This window comes from Actinokineospora terrae (assembly GCF_900111175.1).
GTDB lineage: Bacteria > Actinomycetota > Actinomycetes > Mycobacteriales > Pseudonocardiaceae > Actinokineospora > Actinokineospora terrae.
The window spans coordinates 162,592-178,753 of the sequence record NZ_FOGI01000006.1 but is presented as its reverse complement, the minus strand read 5'-3'; the positions used below and the strand labels follow the sequence as shown (position 1 = coordinate 178,753).

Sequence of the window (16,162 nt, the reverse complement as noted above, 5' to 3'; positions counted from 1 at the left end):
CCGAGCAGCGGGGCGATTGCTGACAGGACCGGGTGGTGACCCCGCTCACGCGGCGCCGATCTGGGCGGCGAAGTGGGCGAGCTTCTCCGGGTTGGCCAGCGCGTGCACGGTGCTGATCCGGTCGTCGACGACCTCGAAGACCACCACGCCCCACAGCTGCCCGTCGACCACCGCGACGATCCCGATCCCGCCGTTGACCTCCCGCAGCGTCACCTCCAGCCCGGGCACCGGCCGCGACATCCACCCGGCCAGGTAGCGCGCGACCCGCGTGACACCGCGCACCGGGCGCCGCGCCGCGTGGACCTTGCCGCCGCCATCGGCCCACGACACGACATCGGCGGCCAGCACCTGCTCCAGGCCCGCGAGGTCACCGGTGGCGGCCGCGGCGAGGAACCGGCGGGCGATGACCTGGGCCCGGTCCCGGTCCACCGGCAACCGCCTGCGCGACTGGTCGAGGTGCGCCCGCGCCCGCCGGTACACCTGCGCGGAGTTCGCCTCGGTCACGTCCAGCACCTCGGCGATCTCCCGGTGGCTGTACCCGAACGCCTCGCGCAGCACGAACACCGCCCGCTCGGCCGGGGTGAGCCGCTCCAGCACCACCAGCAGCGCCAACGACACCGACTCCCGCTGCTCGGCGGACTCCATCGGCCCCAGCGCGCCACCCTCGGTCAGCACCGGCTCCGGCAGCCACGGCCCCACGTAGCTCTCCCGCCTGGCCCGCGCCGCGGTCAACCGGTTCAAGCACAGGTTCGTGACCACCTTCGCCAACCACGCCGCAGGCGTGACCACCTCGTCCCGGTCCACCCCGTTCCACCGCAGGAACGCGTCCTGCACAACATCCTCAGCCTCGGCCGCCGACCCCAACAACCGGTACGCCAACGCGAACAACCGCCCCCGCTGCGCCTCGAACCCAGCCACCAGATCGCTCACCCCACCACCCTACCCCCAGTCCGATGTGGACTGACCAGGCACGGCCAGCGGCCGCCGATCTCGCGCGGGCGGGGCATACTCGGTGTGAAGCGACCCTTGGAGGACCGATGGCCAGGCTGCTCTACTCGGCGACCATGTCACTGGACGGCTTCATCGCGGGGCCGGACGGGGACATGTCGTGGCTGTCGGCGTTCTCCGGGCCGGATCCCGCGGTGGACGCGCTGGTCGACGAGATCGGGGCCCTGCTCGTCGGCAACCGCACCTACCGCGGTGACGACCCCAACCGCGGCACCGACAACGAGGGCGCCTTCGGCGGCGCGTGGTGCGGCCCCCAGTTCGTCCTGACCCACCACATCCCCGAGACCCCCGTCCCCGGAACGACCTTCCTCGACGACCTCGATACCGCCATCGCCGCCGCCAAACAGGCGGCGGGAGGCAAGTACGTCAACGTCCTGGGCGCCGACGTCGCCGCTCAGTGCCTGACCGCAGGCCATCTTGACGAGATCCTTGTCTACATCGCACCAGTGCTGCTGGGCGCAGGCACGCGCCTCTTCCTTCACGACGGCGGCACCAACATCTCCCTGGAACGCCTCTCCACCAACGAATCCCTGGCAGCGACCAGCATCTGGTACCGCGTCCCCCGATGAAGCGCACGAGAGGGGTCAGCGTGCTGGGTCGGTGCGCCACCAGCGGCGGGAGGCCAGGGCGGCCAGGGCTGCGCCGGTGGCGTTGAGGAGTACGTCGTCCACTGAGGACACGCGGTCCAGCTGGAAGACGTACTGGGCGGTTTCGACCAGGGTGGAGCAGGCCGCGCCGAGGGCCAGGATCCTGGGGGTGGATGCCAGGGCGGTGAACCGGATCGGGGCGAAGAAGCCCAGGGCGGCGAAGACCAGGAGGTTGCCGCCGATGCCGATCGGGCCCATCGACACCAGGTCCACCAGCGGGACCAGGCTCAGCCTGCCGGGGACGACGCCCGCGCCGGAGCCGGGCATCAGGGTCAGCCACACCCACGGCACCGTCCCGTAGGCCATGCCCACCTCGGCCAGCGACATCCGCCACGCCGACCGGACACCCGCGGCGCGCCGTCGCAGCGCCAGCGGCCACGCCACCAGGACGGCCACCGGCACGCCGACCAGTGTCATCAGCACCACGCCGTTCTCCGTGCTCAAGCACCCGTGCCACCGCCCCGCCAGGCACGCGGGCGCGGCCATCAGCAACGGCCCCCGCACGGCGAACACCGCCCCCGCCAGGCAGACGACCGCCACGGCGATGAGCACGATCCTGCGCCAGGGCAGCGTAGACACCGGTGGGCTGTGGTTCACACCCCCAGTAAAGCCGGCGGACCGTTGCCGTGGCGTAGGCGCTTTTCGATACGTCCGCGATATGCCGGTCAGCGTGGGACGTGGGCCGCGATGCCGTCGAGGAGGAAGTCGAGGCCCGCGTGGAAGGTCTGGTCGGCGTCGAGGTGGGGACCGTCGTGGACGAGGGTGGACAGGGCGGGGAAGCGGCCGGTGGCGAAGGTCCGGCGCAGGTAGGGGCCGAAGGTGGCCTGCCACTGCTCCTTGTCCATGCCGGAGGCCCGCTCGGCGCGGCGTTCGGTGATCTCCCGGCGGACCGCGCCGACCACGTACGCGTTGACCGCGGCGACCGCCGGGACGACGGTGGCCAGGTCGACGCCGTCCATCGCGGCCAGCACGGCCTCCGAGGTGGCCAGCGTGTTCGGCCCCAGTTGGGGGCGCCCGCCGATCAGGTCGGCGAGCCATTCGTGCTGGTGGGCGGCCTGCCGGGTGGCCTCGGCGAGGGAGCGCAGCACCTCGCGCCAGCCTGCCCCGGTGGGGCGGATCTCGGCGTGGACCGCGTCGACCATCAGGTCGAGCAGGTCCTCCTTGGTGGCGATGTAGCCGTAGAGCCGCATCGGCCCGACGTCCAGCGCCGCGGCGACCTTGCGCAGCGACACCGCGTCGAGCCCGTCCACATCGGCCAACTCGATCGCCGCCCGCACGATCCGGTCCCGGCTCAGCGGGGCGGGCACCGGCCGGTCCGGCGGCTCCGGCCGCTCCCACACCAACATACCGCCGACCCTACAGCGTCCAGCCTGATACGGTGTATCGACAGATACGGTGAATCGAGGCAGCCATGACCATCGCCATCGTCGGAGCGGGCCTGGGCGGCCTGGCGCTTGCCCGGGTGCTGCACGTCAAGGGCATCGAGGCCGTCGTCTACGAACGTGAGCCGTCACGGCACGCGCGCGGTCAGGGCGGCATGCTCGACATCCACTCCGGGCAGCGGGCGCTGCGCGAGGCCGGTCTGGTGGACGAGTTCCACGCGATCGCCCGCGGCTCGGGCCAGGACATGCGACTCCTGCGACCGGACGGAACCCTGCTGCTGCAAGAGGACACGCCCGACGACGCCCCGCTCCTGCGCCCCGAGGTCGACCGCGCCGACCTGCGCGCCATGCTGCTGGACTCGCTGCCGGAGCACGCGGTGCGCTGGGGGCACGCGTACGAGTCGGCAGGCAACGGCGTGCTGCGCCTCACCAACGGCAGCAGCGCGCCGTACGACCTGCTGGTCGGCGCTGACGGTGCCGGTTCCCGGGTCCGCGCGCTGCTCACCGACGCCCGACCGGTGCACGTCGGCCAGAACGTCGTCGAACTCGGCATCCCCGACATCGACCGCACCCACCCCGACCTCGCGGCGATGGTCGGGCGCGGCAACTACTGGGTGCTCGGCGACGGGATCTCCCTCGGCGCGCAGCGCAACGGCGACGGCCGCGTCCGCATCGGCGTCAGCTTCTACAACACCGGCGAGGACTGGTTCACCACCAGCGGCATCCCGCTCGACGACCCGGCCGCCACCCGGGCGCGGCTGGTCGACCTGCTCGCGGACTGGGACCCGCGCGTCACCGCACTCATCACCGCCTGCGACGACACGGTCGTCCCGCGCTCCATCACCACCCTCCCCGTCGGCCTGACCTGGCCCCAACCCCCACCACAACCCTGATCGGCGACGCCGCCCACCTCATGCCCCCAGTCGGCGAAGGCGCCAACATGGCCCTACTCGACGGCGCCCTCCTGGGCATCGCCCTAGCCACCCACCCCGACGATTTCCCCACCGCCCTCAGGGAATACGAACACGAGATGTTCGACCGCACCAGCAGAGCAGCCCGGATGTCAGCGGACATGCAGGAACTCCTCATGTCCCCCAACGCCGCCCAACGAATGCTCGCCTTCTTCCAACCCGACTGAGGCAACACAGCCTGCCGCGCGGGCGGCAAAGGTCGGATGGATCGCGTATCAACCCGTTGAACGCCATCGGGAAGTACGGGCCGGCCATGACTCAAGATCGCCGCCAAGGCAGCCGCCCGCTATCGAATGCGATGGCGAACCCTCGAAGGCATATCGACATGGACTGGGACAGCGGTCCGTACGCGCACGAGGTGACCAGGTGAAGCTGCGCGGGTTCCTGATCGAACTCGGCGAGGTGGAGCGGGTGCTCCGCATGCTGCCCACGAACGCCAAGGGCGAGGACGTTCCGCCACTCCACACCGGCGGGTAGCGACCTGGCATCCGCAACCAGGGCGAACGCGGGTGTGAATCTACGGTGCGCGCACCGCGGCCTCCGATCAGGGCTGAAGTCAACCCCTGGCCTGGGACGGACTCGCCACACGACGGGCTCTCTTCGCCGGTAGCGGCGCCGGCTTCGCGTGAGGGCTTGCCGCCGGCTGTGGTGTGCCGAAGGGGCTTGACCTTGTCGTTGGTGGCAGGGTTTGAGGATGGGGGTATGCGGAACAAGGTTGTCCTGATCACAGGTGCGGGTACCGGTATTGGCAAGGCCACCGCGCGGATGTTCGCGGCGGTGGGGGCGCGGGTGGTGGTCGTCGGTAGGCGGGCGTGGGTGCTCGATGAGGTGGCTGGTGAGCGGGTACGGCCGTTGCCCGCTGATGTCACCGGGGATGGCGAGCCCCAGCGGGCCGTCGACGCTGTGGTGGGTGAGTTCGGGCGGCTTGACGTGTTGGTGAACAACGCGGCGATCGTGCGTGGTGGTGCGCTGGGCGATATCCAGCCGGGGGCGATCGGGGAGCAGTTCGCGACCAACGTGACCGCGCCGATCCTGTTGGCCCAAGCGGCCGTTCCCGTCATGGCCAGCGGGGGCGTGATCGTGAACGTGAGCACCGCCGTTGGACAGCGGGCGTGGCCGGGTAGTTCCGTTTACGCAGCCACCAAAGCGGCCCTGGACTCGTTGACCCGCAGTTGGGCGGTGGAGTTGGCGCCGCGCGGAATCCGGGTGGTGGCGGTGGCGCCGGGTGCGGTCGACACGCCGATCGCCGATCACCAGGGGTTGTCGCCCGAGCAGCGGCGTGAGGTGCGCGAGTGGCAGGTGGCGCACACCCCGTTGGGGCGGATCGCCGATCCGGACGAGGTGGCCTGGGCGATCGTGCAACTCGCCACGCCCGCGGCCTCGTTCGTCACGGGGGTCGTGCTGCCGGTGGATGGTGGCGCTGTCGTCGGCTGAGGAGGTGATAGGACTGGTCGATGCGCATCGGAGAGCTTGCCCGGGCAACAGGTGTGACGCCCAGGGCTCTGCGCCACTACGAACGTGCCGGGCTGATCACCTCGCGGCGAGAACGGAACGGCTACCGCGACTACGGCAGCGGAACGACCAACCGAGTGCACAACATCCGCCATCTGCTCGCCGCAGGCCTGACCCTCGACGATGTCCAGGTCTTCCTGCCCTGCCTGGACGGCGATATCCGCGCGGCGCCGCCGTCGCCGGTGGGGATCCAGGTCGCGCGGGACCGCCTCGCCGTGCTCGAGCACCGCATCGCCGCCCAGACCGCGGCCCGCGACCGACTGGCGGCGGCGTTGGAAAGCCTGGGGGAGAACGCCGTGCGCGGTGTCCGGGCCTGGGACGTGCCCAGGCCCGGACAGCGAGGGGTCAGTTGATGCGCTTGATCTCGCCGCGGGCTCGGTAGAAGGAGCCGTTGGCCGAGGTGAGGACTTCGGAGACCACGTAGCGGGCGCCGGGGATGCGGATGTTCTTGGGGAACTGGACGCCCCAGGTGGGGTTGTAGCCGTCGGTGCGGACGTGGACCCGGACTCGGCCGCCGGACTGGACGCACTCGACGATGACACCGTCGGCGGGGGTGACGTGGGTGACGACCTCGACCTCGGCGGTGGCCTCGACGCGTTGGACGCTGCCCGCCTTGATGTCCTGGCGTTCGGGTAGTTGGCCCTGTTCGGCGGCGTGGACGGCGGCCGGGCTGGCGTCCACACAGGCCAGTGAGCCATCGGTGGTGACCAGGTACAGGCGCTCGCCGCGGTACTGCATGGAGTACGCGGAACCGCAGCCGGTGCCCAGCTTCCACAGGCGCGTGCCGTCAGCGGCGAAGCAGTACACAGAGGACTGGTTGTCACCCGCGAAGACGAACTCGCCATCGGGCGAGGTGGCGCAGGAGAACACAGCGGCGTCACAGCGGTAGTTGCCGGTGACCTTGCCGTCCGCCTTGGCGAAGCGGTGCACCCAGCCGCGACTGGTGCCCGCGAACACCTCGGCGCGCTCCTGCCATCCGAACAGGACACTGCCGGTCGTGTCCGCGTGCCACACCTGCTCGCCGCGCCCGGAGTAGTGCGTCACACCGCGGGAATGCCCGTGGTACACGCCTTCCGCGGCGTTGCGGACCATCCACGCGCTGTCGCCGGAGCTCGGCCGCGACCACTGGAACTCGTCCTCGTGGTCGACGACGGTCACGCCACCGTGCCGGTCGGACACCCCGAGCACGCCGTCGTGGATGTCGAGCCAGTAGATGTCGACGTCGTCGGCGATCTCGTAGGCCACCCGGGGGACCTTCGCGCCCAGGTCGTAGACGTTGCCGTCGTCGCACCCGGCGTAGATCCAGAAGTCGTCGGCGACGATGCACTTGACCGCGTCCGGGAGACCGAACCGGCCGGTGACGCGGCCGTCGTGGGTGAGGGTGTAGACGTCGCCGTTCTCGTTGCCCACCCAGGCCTGGTCCTCGCCGACGAAGATCCCGAACGCAGGCGCGCCGGAGGTGAACCGCCACAGCACCGGCGCCTGGCGGGCGGTCGAGCGGGTGCTGACGATCTCCCGCCTGCTCACCGGCCTGCGCCCCCGCTCCCCCTTGACCGCGGGCGCGTACCCCTTGCGCACCTTCTCGCCGATCTTCTTCTCGGCCGCCTTGAGCGCCTTGCCGTGGTCGGCGAACGACGCCGTCCTGACCTGCCCCTGCTCCCCGATCCGCCCGTAGGTGATGGTGACCTCGGTGTCCACGACGCGCACCTCGTAGAACTTGTGCGCGCCGCCCCCCGTCTCGGACAGCTCCAGGTACGTCGTGGCGGACATGTATCGATTCCTCTCTGCGTGAGCTGGACTCACACTATCGAGGGCCACCGACAGTCCCCGAAGGGTGACGATCAGCCAAACCGAACGTGCTCCGCAGGGCAGGCCCGTCGCTCTCCACAGTGGTCCGACCGCCGACCCGATGTGTGAGCGGGCGCGCGGCGGGGCATACCGGCCCCACCTCAGACCGAAGGAGATCCATGGCCGACCACGACCCCGTTCGCACGCTGGCGAAGCTCGCCGGGGGCATCCGGATCGGGATGCTGATCACCCGGGACGAGCACGACCACCTCGTCGGCAGGCCGATGGCGCAGCAGGAGACCGAGTTCGACGGCGACATGTGGTTCTTCGCCGAGCGCGGGTCCCGCAAGGTCGCGCACATCACCGCGTCCCCGCACGTGGGCCTGACCCTGACCAGCTCGGACACCTGGATCTCCATCGACGGCCGCGCGGTGGTCGTCGAGGACCGGATGAAGGCGCGGGAGCTGTGGAACGCGTGGGTCGAGGCGTGGCTGCCGCAGGGCCCGGACGACCCGTCGGTGGTGCTGATCAAGGTGACGCCGACGACGGCCGAGTACTGGGACACGCCCGGTGGCAAGGTCGCGTCCGCGTTGAGCTTCCTCAAGAGCAAGGCGACCGGTGAGCGCTACGAGGGTGGGGAGCACGAGGTCGTCGACCTGGCCGAGGGGAGCTAGACGATCCGGGTGGTCATGTGGACGGTTGTGCCGGATGCGCTCGGGGTGATGGTGACCTGGCGCATGAGGGCGCGCATCAGGGAGATGCCGCGGCCGCGGTGGGGGCTTCGGGCCGGGTCTGGGGGGAGCCAGCTGCCGGAATCGGTGGTGGTGAGGTCCAGGGTCGGGCCGGCTATCTCGGCGTGGAAGCGGACTGGGCCGGTGGTGTTGTCGCGGGAGCCGTGTTCTATGGCGTTGGCCCACGCCTCGCCGACCGCCACAAGAACATCCTCGATGGTGGCGGTGGGCACGGCGAACCGGATCAGCCAGTCGCGTAGGGCGTGGCGAGCGGGGGCGAGTCGGTGGGCCTCTGCGGCGAAGGTCAGGTCCAGAGGCGCGGGGTGGCGGTAGAGCAAGATCGCGACGTCGTCGTCATAGCCGCCGTCTGGGGCTAGGCGCGTCATCACCTGGTCGGCGAGTAGGTCGAGTTGGCCGTCGCGGCCGTGTTCCATCGTGTCGACTACCTGGGAGATGCCGACCGACAGCGCGCGGCGGCGGCGTTCGACCAACCCATCGGTATAGACCAGCAGGGTCGCACCCGCGGCGAGCACGCACTCGGACTCGGGGCGCTGGAACGGCGGTTGGACGGCCAGCGGGGTCGCCGAGGCCTGGTCGAGGTAGGCGGCGGACCCATCCGGGTCGGTGACGATCGCCTGCGGGTGGCCCGCGCTGGAGTAGGTCAGCGTGCCGGTGGCCGGGTCGAGCACGCCGCAGAACACCGTGGTGCACACCGCGCCGGGCACGTCGGCGGCGAAGTCGTCGAGCGCCATGAGCGTGCGGGCCGGGCCCGCGTTCTGCAGCAGCAACGCGTGGCAGGCGCTGCGCAGCTGCCCCATCACCGCCGCCGCGTTGAGCCCGCGGCCGACGCAGTCGCCGACCACGACGCCGATCCGGCCGTCCGGCAGCGGGACCGTGTCGTACCAGTCGCCGCCCACCTCCAGCGGGCTCGCGGCGGGTTCGTAGCGCACGACGAACCCGGCGGGCAGATGAGCCGGTCCGAGGATCGCGCGTTGCAGGGCCAGCGCGGTCTGGCGTTGCTGGTCGATCTGGTGAGCGCGCGACAGTCCCTGGGCGAGGTGCCCGGCCAGCAGCGACAGCAACAGCTCGTCCTGGTGGGTGAACGGCCGGTGCCGGTGCAGTTCGAGCCACAGCACCATCGGACCCTCGGGGTGGTCCAGGCTGATCCCGACGCCGACGCCCGGCTCGGTCACCGGGGCCAGGGTCGGGTGCGCGCGCAGCGCGGTGAGCGCAGACCTGAGCCGCTCGGGCAGGTCTACCCAGGTCAGGGCGGGGTCGGTGCTGGTGATCGCCGGGTCGGCACCGTGCGCGCCGACCACGGCGAGCACACGCGGTGCCCGCCACAGCCCCGCGAGTTCCTCCAGCGCCCCGGACAACGCCTCGGGCAGGCTGGTCGCGACGGAGACCCGCATGCTGAGGGCGGCGAGCGCGCTGTCGCGTTGGATGGCGTGGTGCTCGGCGGTGACGTCGCGGAAGGTGCCGACCGTGACGGTCCGGCCGGAGTCGGGGTCCTGGGTCTGGTTGTGCGTCGCGCTGATCCACAGCCGGTGCCCGTCGCGGTGCACGACCGGGACGACCGGGCGCACGCCCACCTCGCCGCCGATCAGGCTGGTGAAGGCGTCGAGCGCGCGCTGGTGGCCCTCGGGATCGGTGTCCGGGTCCGGCCACCACGGGTGCGGCGGCAGGTAGGGCAGTCCCTCTTGGCCGTACCCGAGGATGTCGGCGAACGCGGTGTTGACCTCGATGATCGCCCCGTCCTCCGCGCAGACGAAGAACGCCTCTTGCAGCGAGTCGACCAGGGCGGCGTGCCAGCGGGCGTGGTGGTTGCGCAACCGGGCCAGCTCGACGTTCGCCCGGACCCTGGCCAGCAGCTCCGCGGCCGCGAACGGCTTGACCAGGTAGTCATCGGCGCCCGCGTGCAGGCCCTCGATGGACTCCTCTTGGCCCGCACGGGCGGAGAGCAGCAACACCGGCACGGCGGCGGTACGCGGGTCGGCGCGCAGGGCGGATACCAGGCCTAGACCGTCCAACCTGGGCATCATCACGTCGCTGACCACCAGTTGCGGCGGCGCGGTGCGGACGATCTCCAGGGCGTCGAGCCCGTCAACGGCGGTGCGGACGCCGTAGCCCGCGGTGGTGAGCAGCCGGTCGAGGTACTCGCGCATGTCGGCGTTGTCGTCGACGACTAGAACCGTCGCGCCCTGTCCGGTGATCTCGGTGCTAGGGACGGCGAGCGTGTCGTGCTCGCCAGGTAGCCAGCGCAGCGCCTCTTGCACGTACGGGTCTGCAGTCATGGTGACGGCACTGGCGGTCTGGTCGTGTGCGACGGCGTCTGCGGGCAGGTGCGTGCGACCGAACGGGAGGCGTATCGTGAAGCGAGTGCCTTCGCCCTCGACGCTGTCCCCGACGATGGTGCCGCCGTGGAGTCCCACCAGTTCCTGCACGAGCGCCAGGCCGATACCGCTGCCTTCGTTGGATCGCGACCGCGCGTTCTCGATGCGGTGGAAGCGTTCGAACAGCCGGGGAATCTCCTCGTGCGGGATACCGACGCCGGTATCGCTAACGGTGACGACCGCCGTGGGGCCGTCCGCGCGCACCGAGACGCCGATCGAGCCGTCGAAGGTGAACTTGACGGCGTTGCTGAGCAGGTTGAGGACGACCTTCTCCCACATGCCCAGGTCCAGGTACACCGGCTCGGGTAGCGGCGGGCAGTCGACGACGAAGTCCAGGCCCGCCTTGTCGATCGCCGAGCGGAACACGCTGGCCAGTTCCAGCGTGGTCGCGGCGAGGTCGACCGGCTCGTAGCGCGCCCGCGCCCGGCCCGCCTCGATCCGGGAGAAGTCGAGCAGCGTGTTGACCAGCTTGCCCAGCCGCAGCCCGTTGCGGTGCACGATCGCCAGGTCCTCGCTCGTCGCGGGGTCGGCCCTGGCGAGCATGTCCTCGACCGGGCCCATGATCAGGGTGAGCGGCGTGCGGAACTCGTGGCTGATGTTGGAGAAGAACGTCGTCTTGGCGCGGTCGAGCTCGGCGAGTTCCTCGGCTCGCTGCTGCTGCGCCCGGTAGCTGCGCGCGCTGGCGATACCGGCGGCGACATGGCCCGCGACGAGGTCGATGAAGCCGCGGTAGCCGTCGTCTAGAGGCCGGAACCGGTTCAACCCGGCGACCATGAACCCGTAGTCGCGCAGCGGTAGGACCAACGCGCGGGTGGGAGGCGCGGGCCAGTCGCCGTTCCCAAGGCCGTGGAACACCGTGGGGTCGAGTTCCAACAGCTGCGGTTCTGACGCTAGAGGCCAGATGTCGGCCGGGTACTCGATGTCCACACCGGTCGCGCTGGTCAACCGCGGGTCGCCCTGGGTGGCGTAGGTGAGGGTGAACGGCAGGTCGCGGGGGTTGCGCGCCAACTGGTCCCTGGCGAAGGCGAGCGCCTCCTGCTCGGTGCGCTGCGCGTTGGGGTCGGAGCCCAGGTCGCGCAGTGTCGCCATCCGCCGCTCGCCGATGATCCGCTCGGTGTCCTCGCTGACCACGCACAACATGCCCACGACGGCCTCGGTCTCGTCGCGCAGCGGGCTGTAGGAGAAGGTGTGGTAGCTCTCCTCGCGGAAACCGGAGCGCTCCACGAACAGCAGCAGCGCCTCGTCCCAGGTCGCCTGCCCGGTGGTCATGACGGTGTCGATGCGCGGCCCGATGTCGGTCCAGATCTCCGCCCACACCTCCCGCGCGGGCCGCCCCAGCGCCCACGGGTACTTGCGCGCCAGCGTGTCGCGGCGGTAGGCGGCGTTGCAGAAGAACGTCAGCTCCGGCCCCCACGCCAACCACATCGGGAACCGCGACGACAGCAGGATGCTCACCGCGGTCCGCAGGCTCTGCGGCCACCCCGACGGCTCCCCCAGCGGCCCACCGGCCCAGTCGACCGCCGCCAGATCCCGCCCCACCTCGGCATCGGCGGCGAACACATCGCCCCCACCCGACCTCGTCACCGCCGTACTCCGTCCGCTCCGCGCCGGTCTCGCAGGCGGTAGTCAACCACGCCCCTCCCCCGCCGACAGGCCCAAACCCCGGCCCGCGGGAGTCCGCGACGCGGGGTGGTGGCGCGCCCGAACCAGCCTGACGCGCATGGCTGAACCACGGGCGGAGTCCGGCAGCGAAGACGCGCGGGAGCGGGCGGCGCGGCTCAAGGAACGGGTCTACCTGACCTTCACCGCGCTCGCCGTCGTCCTCGCGTTGCGCTCGCACGGCGGTGAGGCGGGCGAGGCCGCGGCCGTCCTGCTGATCACGGTCACCGGCACCCTGCTGGCGGTCCTGGTGGCGGACATCGTGTCGCACCTCGCCGTGCACGCGGTGTTGCCGGACCGCGCCGAGTTCGGCCGGATGGTGCGGGTGACCGCCGGGGCCCTCGGCGCGGTCACCCTGCCGTTCGTCTTCCTCGGGTTGGCCGCGGCGGGCGTCTGGCGGGTCGAGGCCGCCCTGAAGGGTTCGACGATCGCCCTGGTCTCGGCGCTCGCCGCGATCGGCTACCTGGCCGTCCGGCGCGTCCGGCTGCCCGCGTGGCAGCGGCTGATCGTCCTCGGCGCCGAACTGGCCCTCGGCGCGGCCGTCGTCGGGCTCGAACTGCCGGCGCACGGCTGACACCCGCACATCACTGGCACTTGCCACGTTGTCGCGTGCGTACCTGAGCACATATATTCGGCGCCATGTCCGCGTTGGCGAACCGCACGTACCGGCGGTTGCTGGTCGCGCACGTGGTCGCGCTGGTGGGCACCGGGCTGACCACGGTGGCGCTGGGGCTGCTGGCGTACGACCTCGCGGGGGCCGGGGCGGGCGTGGTGCTCGGCGGGGTGCTGGCGGTGAAGATGGTCGCCAACGTGCTGGTCGCGCCGGTGGCCGCCGCGGTGGCGGAGCGGGTGGGCAGGCGGGCGCTGCTGGTGTCCACGGACCTGGTCCGGTGCGGGGCCGCGCTGGCGCTGCCCTGGGTGGACGCGGTGTGGCAGGTGGTCGCCCTGGTCGCGGTGCTGCAGGTCGCGGCGGCGACGTTCACCCCGGCGTTCCAGGCGGTCATCCCCCGGGTCCTGACCGACGAACGCGACTACACCCGCGCGTTGTCGCTGTCTCGCCTGGCCTACGACGTCGAGGGCGTGGTCAGCCCGGTCCTGGCGGCGGCGCTGCTCACGGCGATCACCTTCTCCTGGCTGTTCGTCGGTACCGCTGCCGGTTTCCTGGTGTCCGCTGTCCTGATCGCGACTCTTACCCTGCCTGCCCGTGCGGACACCTCGACGTCGTTGGCCGAACGCACGATCAAGGGCATTCGCGCCTACCGCCACACCCCGCGCCTACGGGCACAGTTGGGGCTCAACCTGGCTGCCGCGGCCGGGGGCGCGATGGTGTTGGTCAACACGGTCGTGCTGGTGCGCGGCGACCTCGGCATGGGGCCGACAGCGGTCGCGGTAGCGCTAGGAGTGTTCGCGGCGGGCTCTATGGGCGCGGCGCTCGCGTTGCCGCGGTTGCTCGACCGGCGGCCGCAGCGGCGGGTGATGGTCGGCGCGGGCGGGGTTTTGGTGGCGTTGATGGTGGCGGGTACGGCGGTGTTCTGGACCGGCGTGCGGTGGGGGCCACTGCTGGGGTTGTGGCTGGCGCTCGGGGTGGCGTACTCGGCGGTGCTGACCCCGGTCGGTCGGCTGATCCGGGCGTCGGCGCATCCGGACGACCTGCCCGCGCTGTTCGCCGCGCAGTACGCCTTGTCGCACGCCGAGTGGCTGGTGACGTACCTGCTCGCCGGTCTGCTGGGCGGCGTCGTCGGCCCGGCCGCGACCCTGGGGGTGCTGGCGCTGGTCGCGGGCGCGGGCCTGGTCTTCGGCGCGCGGGCGTGGCGAGGCGCGGACTCGGTGGAGCACGTGCACGCGGACCTGCCCGCCGGTGACCCGCACCTCGGTGACGCTGTCCGCTGCTCCGGCGGGTGGCGGCACACGCACCACTACGTCATCGACCGCGTGCACCGCCGTTGGCCGGTCGCACGCCGGTAAGAGCTGCGAGAATGTCCCACCATGCACGCCCCCCGCCGCGCCGAGCCCGACTGGCGACAGCTGCCGCCCGCGGAACACGTGGTGGTCGCCGTCGACTCGCTGCGGATGCTCGCCGACCCCACCCGCCTGCGCATGCTCTGGCTCCTGTGCGGCACCGAGTACGACGTCACCACCCTCGCCACCGCCGTCGGCATCGCCCGCCCCGCGGTGTCCCAGCACCTGGCCAAACTCCGCCTCACCGGCCTGGTCACCCTCCGCCGAGACGGCCGCCGAGCCCTCTACCGAGCCACCGGCACCCACGTCCGCCACATGCTCGCCGAAGCCCTCCACACCGCCCACCACCACGCCGCGGGCCTACCCGAGCACGACTGACCGCACCCGGGGCATCGGTCACCGCAGCAGGGGCACGAACCCCGTCGCCCGGGTCTGGGTTGGGTCGGGCTCGCAGGTCAGGTCGTGGCTGGGGAGGGTGCCGGTGGCCAGGAAGCGGTGGGTCTCGGTGATCGCGCAGGACGGGGTGGTGGGGTCGTAGGCGCCGTGGTTGCCGGTGTCCACGGTGATCAGGCGGGCTCGGGGGCCGAGGGAGGCGCGCATGCCGAGGGCTCCCGCATAGGGCGTGGCGGGGTCGCGGCGGGTTTGGAGTAGGAGGACGTTGGTGGGGCCTTCGGGGGTGACACGGGTGGGGGGTTCGAGGGGTTCGGGCCAGAAGGCGCAGGGCCAGATGTTCGCGCCCATCCCGCCCAGGATCGGGTATCGCGCCCGGTTCACCCGGACCTCGCGCCGGTACTGGGCGATGTCGTGCGGCCAGTACCTGTCGCCGCAGGTGACCGCCATCAGGACGGCGACCGAGTTGTCCTGCGGCACCCCGGGCACCAGCTCCGGATCGCCCCAGGCGGGGGCCGGGCCGCGGCCGGTCAGGAACAGCCACCACGCGCCGATTTCCGGGAAGTACAGGCTGTGGTACGAGTACGCCCGGAAGATCGCCCGGAACAGGTTCCCGTTGACCGGCCCGGCCTTCGGGTGCGTCACCGGTGATCGGTCAAGCTCCTTGGCCAACGCCAGCAATCCCGTCCGCACCTGGTCTTGAGTCGCGCCGAACCCTCCTTCCCGCACGGCCCAGGCCGCGAAGTCCGGGAAGCGCAACTCGGCGCCGCTGTCCCACAACGCCCACTGCCGGTGCCACACCCGGTTGGGATCGACGTTGCCGTCCAACACGATCCGGTCGGTCCGCTCCGGGAACAACGACGCGTACACCGCACCGAGGTAGCTGCCATAGGAACCGCTGGAGTACGAAATCCTCCTCTCCCCCAAGGCAACCCGGATCCGGTCCATGTCGCGAGCCGTGTTCGCCGTCGTCACGTGCCGGACCAGGTCGCCGCCGTGCTTGAGGCAGTCGCGGGCCAGATCCCTTGCGTAGTCGACATTCCCGGTGATCGAGCCATCCGCGGCCGGGAACGGCATGACCCACTCGTTGGGCAGTTCGGCGGGCGAGCGGCCGCACGTGATCGGCGTGCTGTAGCCGACGCCGCGCGGGTCGAACCCGATCAGGTCGTACCGGTCCAGCACCTCCCGCGAGTACGCCTGCGCGTACCGGCTCGGCAGGTGCAGACTGGCCTGACCAGGCCCGCCTCCGTTGTGCAGCAACACCCCGCGCCGGAGTCCGGGTTTCGCGGTGGCGAGCCGGGACACCCGGATCTCGATCTTGCGCCCGCCCGGCGCCCGGTAGTCCAGCGGCACCTCCAGCACCGCGCACCGCAGCCGCGGATCGCTCCCGGCCGGATCGGGCGGGCACTGCCCCCACGCCAACCCGGACACCTCGGCCACCGCGGGCACGATGCCGCCGAATGCCACGGCCAGCACCACCGCGCCGACCACCCACCGCCGTCCGATCATGTCTAGACCATAGGGACAAACCCGACCACCGGTCCAGCACCACCCACCCGGACCACGGTCCACCGCGGCGCCCGGATCCCTTGATGGACAAGCGAATCCGTCCGGTATGTCGCATCTCGACGAACGGAGTCCACGAAGATCGACAATGGTGCAACCCCGCGGGCCGGACCGGGCGTGGAGCAGGTGTGCGGCCGGACCGGTCGACCCGGTCCG

Annotated in this window: 13 protein-coding genes and 1 pseudogene; 8 read left to right on the top strand and 6 right to left on the bottom strand. The window is 71.4% G+C overall.

From position 1 onward, the window contains the following. Positions 1-45: 45 nt before the first annotated feature. Positions 46-930 carry an RNA polymerase sigma-70 factor gene (locus BMY07_RS14820; protein ID WP_092778614.1) on the bottom strand — a complete coding sequence of 295 codons (885 nt, stop codon included), beginning with the start codon at positions 928-930 and terminating at the stop codon, positions 46-48. A gap of 107 nt (positions 931-1,037) precedes the next feature. Here BMY07_RS14820 and BMY07_RS14815 point away from each other — a divergent pair, with 107 nt between their 5' ends. Next, the gene (locus tag BMY07_RS14815; RefSeq protein ID WP_092778613.1) at positions 1,038-1,577 is read left to right on the top strand and encodes a dihydrofolate reductase family protein; all 540 of its coding nucleotides are present in this window, start codon (positions 1,038-1,040) and stop codon (positions 1,575-1,577) included. Positions 1,578-1,592: 15 nt separating this feature from the next. On the opposite strand, the gene BMY07_RS14810 is transcribed toward BMY07_RS14815, so the two are convergent. Next, positions 1,593-2,234, bottom strand: coding sequence for a VanZ family protein (locus BMY07_RS14810; RefSeq protein ID WP_245782392.1), 642 nt, complete (start codon positions 2,232-2,234; stop codon positions 1,593-1,595). Positions 2,235-2,320: 86 nt separating this feature from the next. Next, positions 2,321-3,001, bottom strand: a complete 681-nt coding sequence (locus BMY07_RS14805; protein ID WP_092778612.1) for a TetR/AcrR family transcriptional regulator — start codon at positions 2,999-3,001, stop codon at positions 2,321-2,323. Between the two features lie 65 nt (positions 3,002-3,066). On the opposite strand from BMY07_RS14805, the pseudogene BMY07_RS14800 reads away from it, so the two are divergent. The 3 genes and pseudogenes from BMY07_RS14800 to BMY07_RS14790 all read left to right on the top strand — a co-directional run bounded on the left by BMY07_RS14800 (position 3,067) and on the right by BMY07_RS14790 (position 5,873). After that, positions 3,067-4,175, top strand: a pseudogene (locus BMY07_RS14800) (FAD-dependent oxidoreductase). 535 nt (positions 4,176-4,710) lie between these two features. After that, positions 4,711-5,442, top strand: coding sequence for an SDR family NAD(P)-dependent oxidoreductase (locus BMY07_RS14795; RefSeq protein WP_092778611.1), 732 nt, complete (start codon positions 4,711-4,713; stop codon positions 5,440-5,442). Positions 5,443-5,462: 20 nt separating this feature from the next. Further along, positions 5,463-5,873, top strand: a complete 411-nt coding sequence (locus BMY07_RS14790; protein WP_092778610.1) for a MerR family transcriptional regulator — start codon at positions 5,463-5,465, stop codon at positions 5,871-5,873. On the opposite strand, the gene BMY07_RS14785 is transcribed toward BMY07_RS14790, so the two are convergent. Beyond that, positions 5,866-7,290 carry a WGR domain-containing protein gene (locus tag BMY07_RS14785; RefSeq protein ID WP_092778609.1) on the bottom strand — a complete coding sequence of 475 codons (1,425 nt, stop codon included), beginning with the start codon at positions 7,288-7,290 and terminating at the stop codon, positions 5,866-5,868. The genes BMY07_RS14790 and BMY07_RS14785 overlap by 8 nt on opposite strands. Positions 7,291-7,487: 197 nt before the next feature. Here BMY07_RS14785 and BMY07_RS14780 point away from each other — a divergent pair, with 197 nt between their 5' ends. Further along, positions 7,488-7,982 carry a pyridoxamine 5'-phosphate oxidase family protein gene (locus BMY07_RS14780; RefSeq protein WP_092778608.1) on the top strand — a complete coding sequence of 165 codons (495 nt, stop codon included), beginning with the start codon at positions 7,488-7,490 and terminating at the stop codon, positions 7,980-7,982. On the opposite strand, the gene BMY07_RS14775 is transcribed toward BMY07_RS14780, so the two are convergent. Next, positions 7,979-12,016 (bottom strand): SpoIIE family protein phosphatase, encoded by a 4,038-nt coding sequence (locus BMY07_RS14775; protein WP_218150669.1) that lies wholly within the window; start codon positions 12,014-12,016, stop codon positions 7,979-7,981. The genes BMY07_RS14780 and BMY07_RS14775 overlap by 4 nt on opposite strands. 136 nt (positions 12,017-12,152) lie before the next feature. Here BMY07_RS14775 and BMY07_RS34330 point away from each other — a divergent pair, with 136 nt between their 5' ends. The 3 genes from BMY07_RS34330 to BMY07_RS14760 all read left to right on the top strand — a co-directional run bounded on the left by BMY07_RS34330 (position 12,153) and on the right by BMY07_RS14760 (position 14,428). Then, on the top strand, positions 12,153-12,665 hold the full coding sequence (locus BMY07_RS34330; RefSeq protein ID WP_092778606.1) for a hypothetical protein: 513 nt from the start codon (positions 12,153-12,155) through the stop codon (positions 12,663-12,665). Between the two features lie 65 nt (positions 12,666-12,730). Continuing rightward, on the top strand, positions 12,731-14,056 hold the full coding sequence (locus BMY07_RS14765) for an MFS transporter (RefSeq protein ID WP_092778604.1): 1,326 nt from the start codon (positions 12,731-12,733) through the stop codon (positions 14,054-14,056). 21 nt (positions 14,057-14,077) lie between these two features. Beyond that, positions 14,078-14,428, top strand: coding sequence for an ArsR/SmtB family transcription factor (locus BMY07_RS14760; protein WP_092778603.1), 351 nt, complete (start codon positions 14,078-14,080; stop codon positions 14,426-14,428). Positions 14,429-14,446: 18 nt separating this feature from the next. On the opposite strand, the gene BMY07_RS14755 is transcribed toward BMY07_RS14760, so the two are convergent. Then, positions 14,447-15,949, bottom strand: coding sequence for an alpha/beta hydrolase (locus tag BMY07_RS14755; RefSeq protein WP_092778602.1), 1,503 nt, complete (start codon positions 15,947-15,949; stop codon positions 14,447-14,449). Between the last annotated feature and the right edge of the window lie 213 nt (positions 15,950-16,162).

What these genes read in the sequence shown, in the direction of transcription:
- BMY07_RS14815 (WP_092778613.1), top strand. Translation starts at nt 1,038, where the DNA reads ATGGCCAGGCTGCTCTACTCGGCGACCATGTCACTGGACGGCTTCATC.
- BMY07_RS14805 (WP_092778612.1), bottom strand. Translation starts at nt 3,001, where the DNA reads ATGTTGGTGTGGGAGCGGCCGGAGCCGCCGGACCGGCCGGTGCCCGCC.
- BMY07_RS14795 (WP_092778611.1), top strand. Translation starts at nt 4,711, where the DNA reads ATGCGGAACAAGGTTGTCCTGATCACAGGTGCGGGTACCGGTATTGGC.
- BMY07_RS14790 (WP_092778610.1), top strand. Translation starts at nt 5,463, where the DNA reads ATGCGCATCGGAGAGCTTGCCCGGGCAACAGGTGTGACGCCCAGGGCT.
- BMY07_RS14785 (WP_092778609.1), bottom strand. Translation starts at nt 7,290, where the DNA reads ATGTCCGCCACGACGTACCTGGAGCTGTCCGAGACGGGGGGCGGCGCG.
- BMY07_RS14780 (WP_092778608.1), top strand. Translation starts at nt 7,488, where the DNA reads ATGGCCGACCACGACCCCGTTCGCACGCTGGCGAAGCTCGCCGGGGGC.
- BMY07_RS34330 (WP_092778606.1), top strand. Translation starts at nt 12,153, where the DNA reads ATGGCTGAACCACGGGCGGAGTCCGGCAGCGAAGACGCGCGGGAGCGG.
- BMY07_RS14765 (WP_092778604.1), top strand. Translation starts at nt 12,731, where the DNA reads ATGTCCGCGTTGGCGAACCGCACGTACCGGCGGTTGCTGGTCGCGCAC.
- BMY07_RS14760 (WP_092778603.1), top strand. Translation starts at nt 14,078, where the DNA reads ATGCACGCCCCCCGCCGCGCCGAGCCCGACTGGCGACAGCTGCCGCCC.
- BMY07_RS14755 (WP_092778602.1), bottom strand. Translation starts at nt 15,949, where the DNA reads ATGATCGGACGGCGGTGGGTGGTCGGCGCGGTGGTGCTGGCCGTGGCA.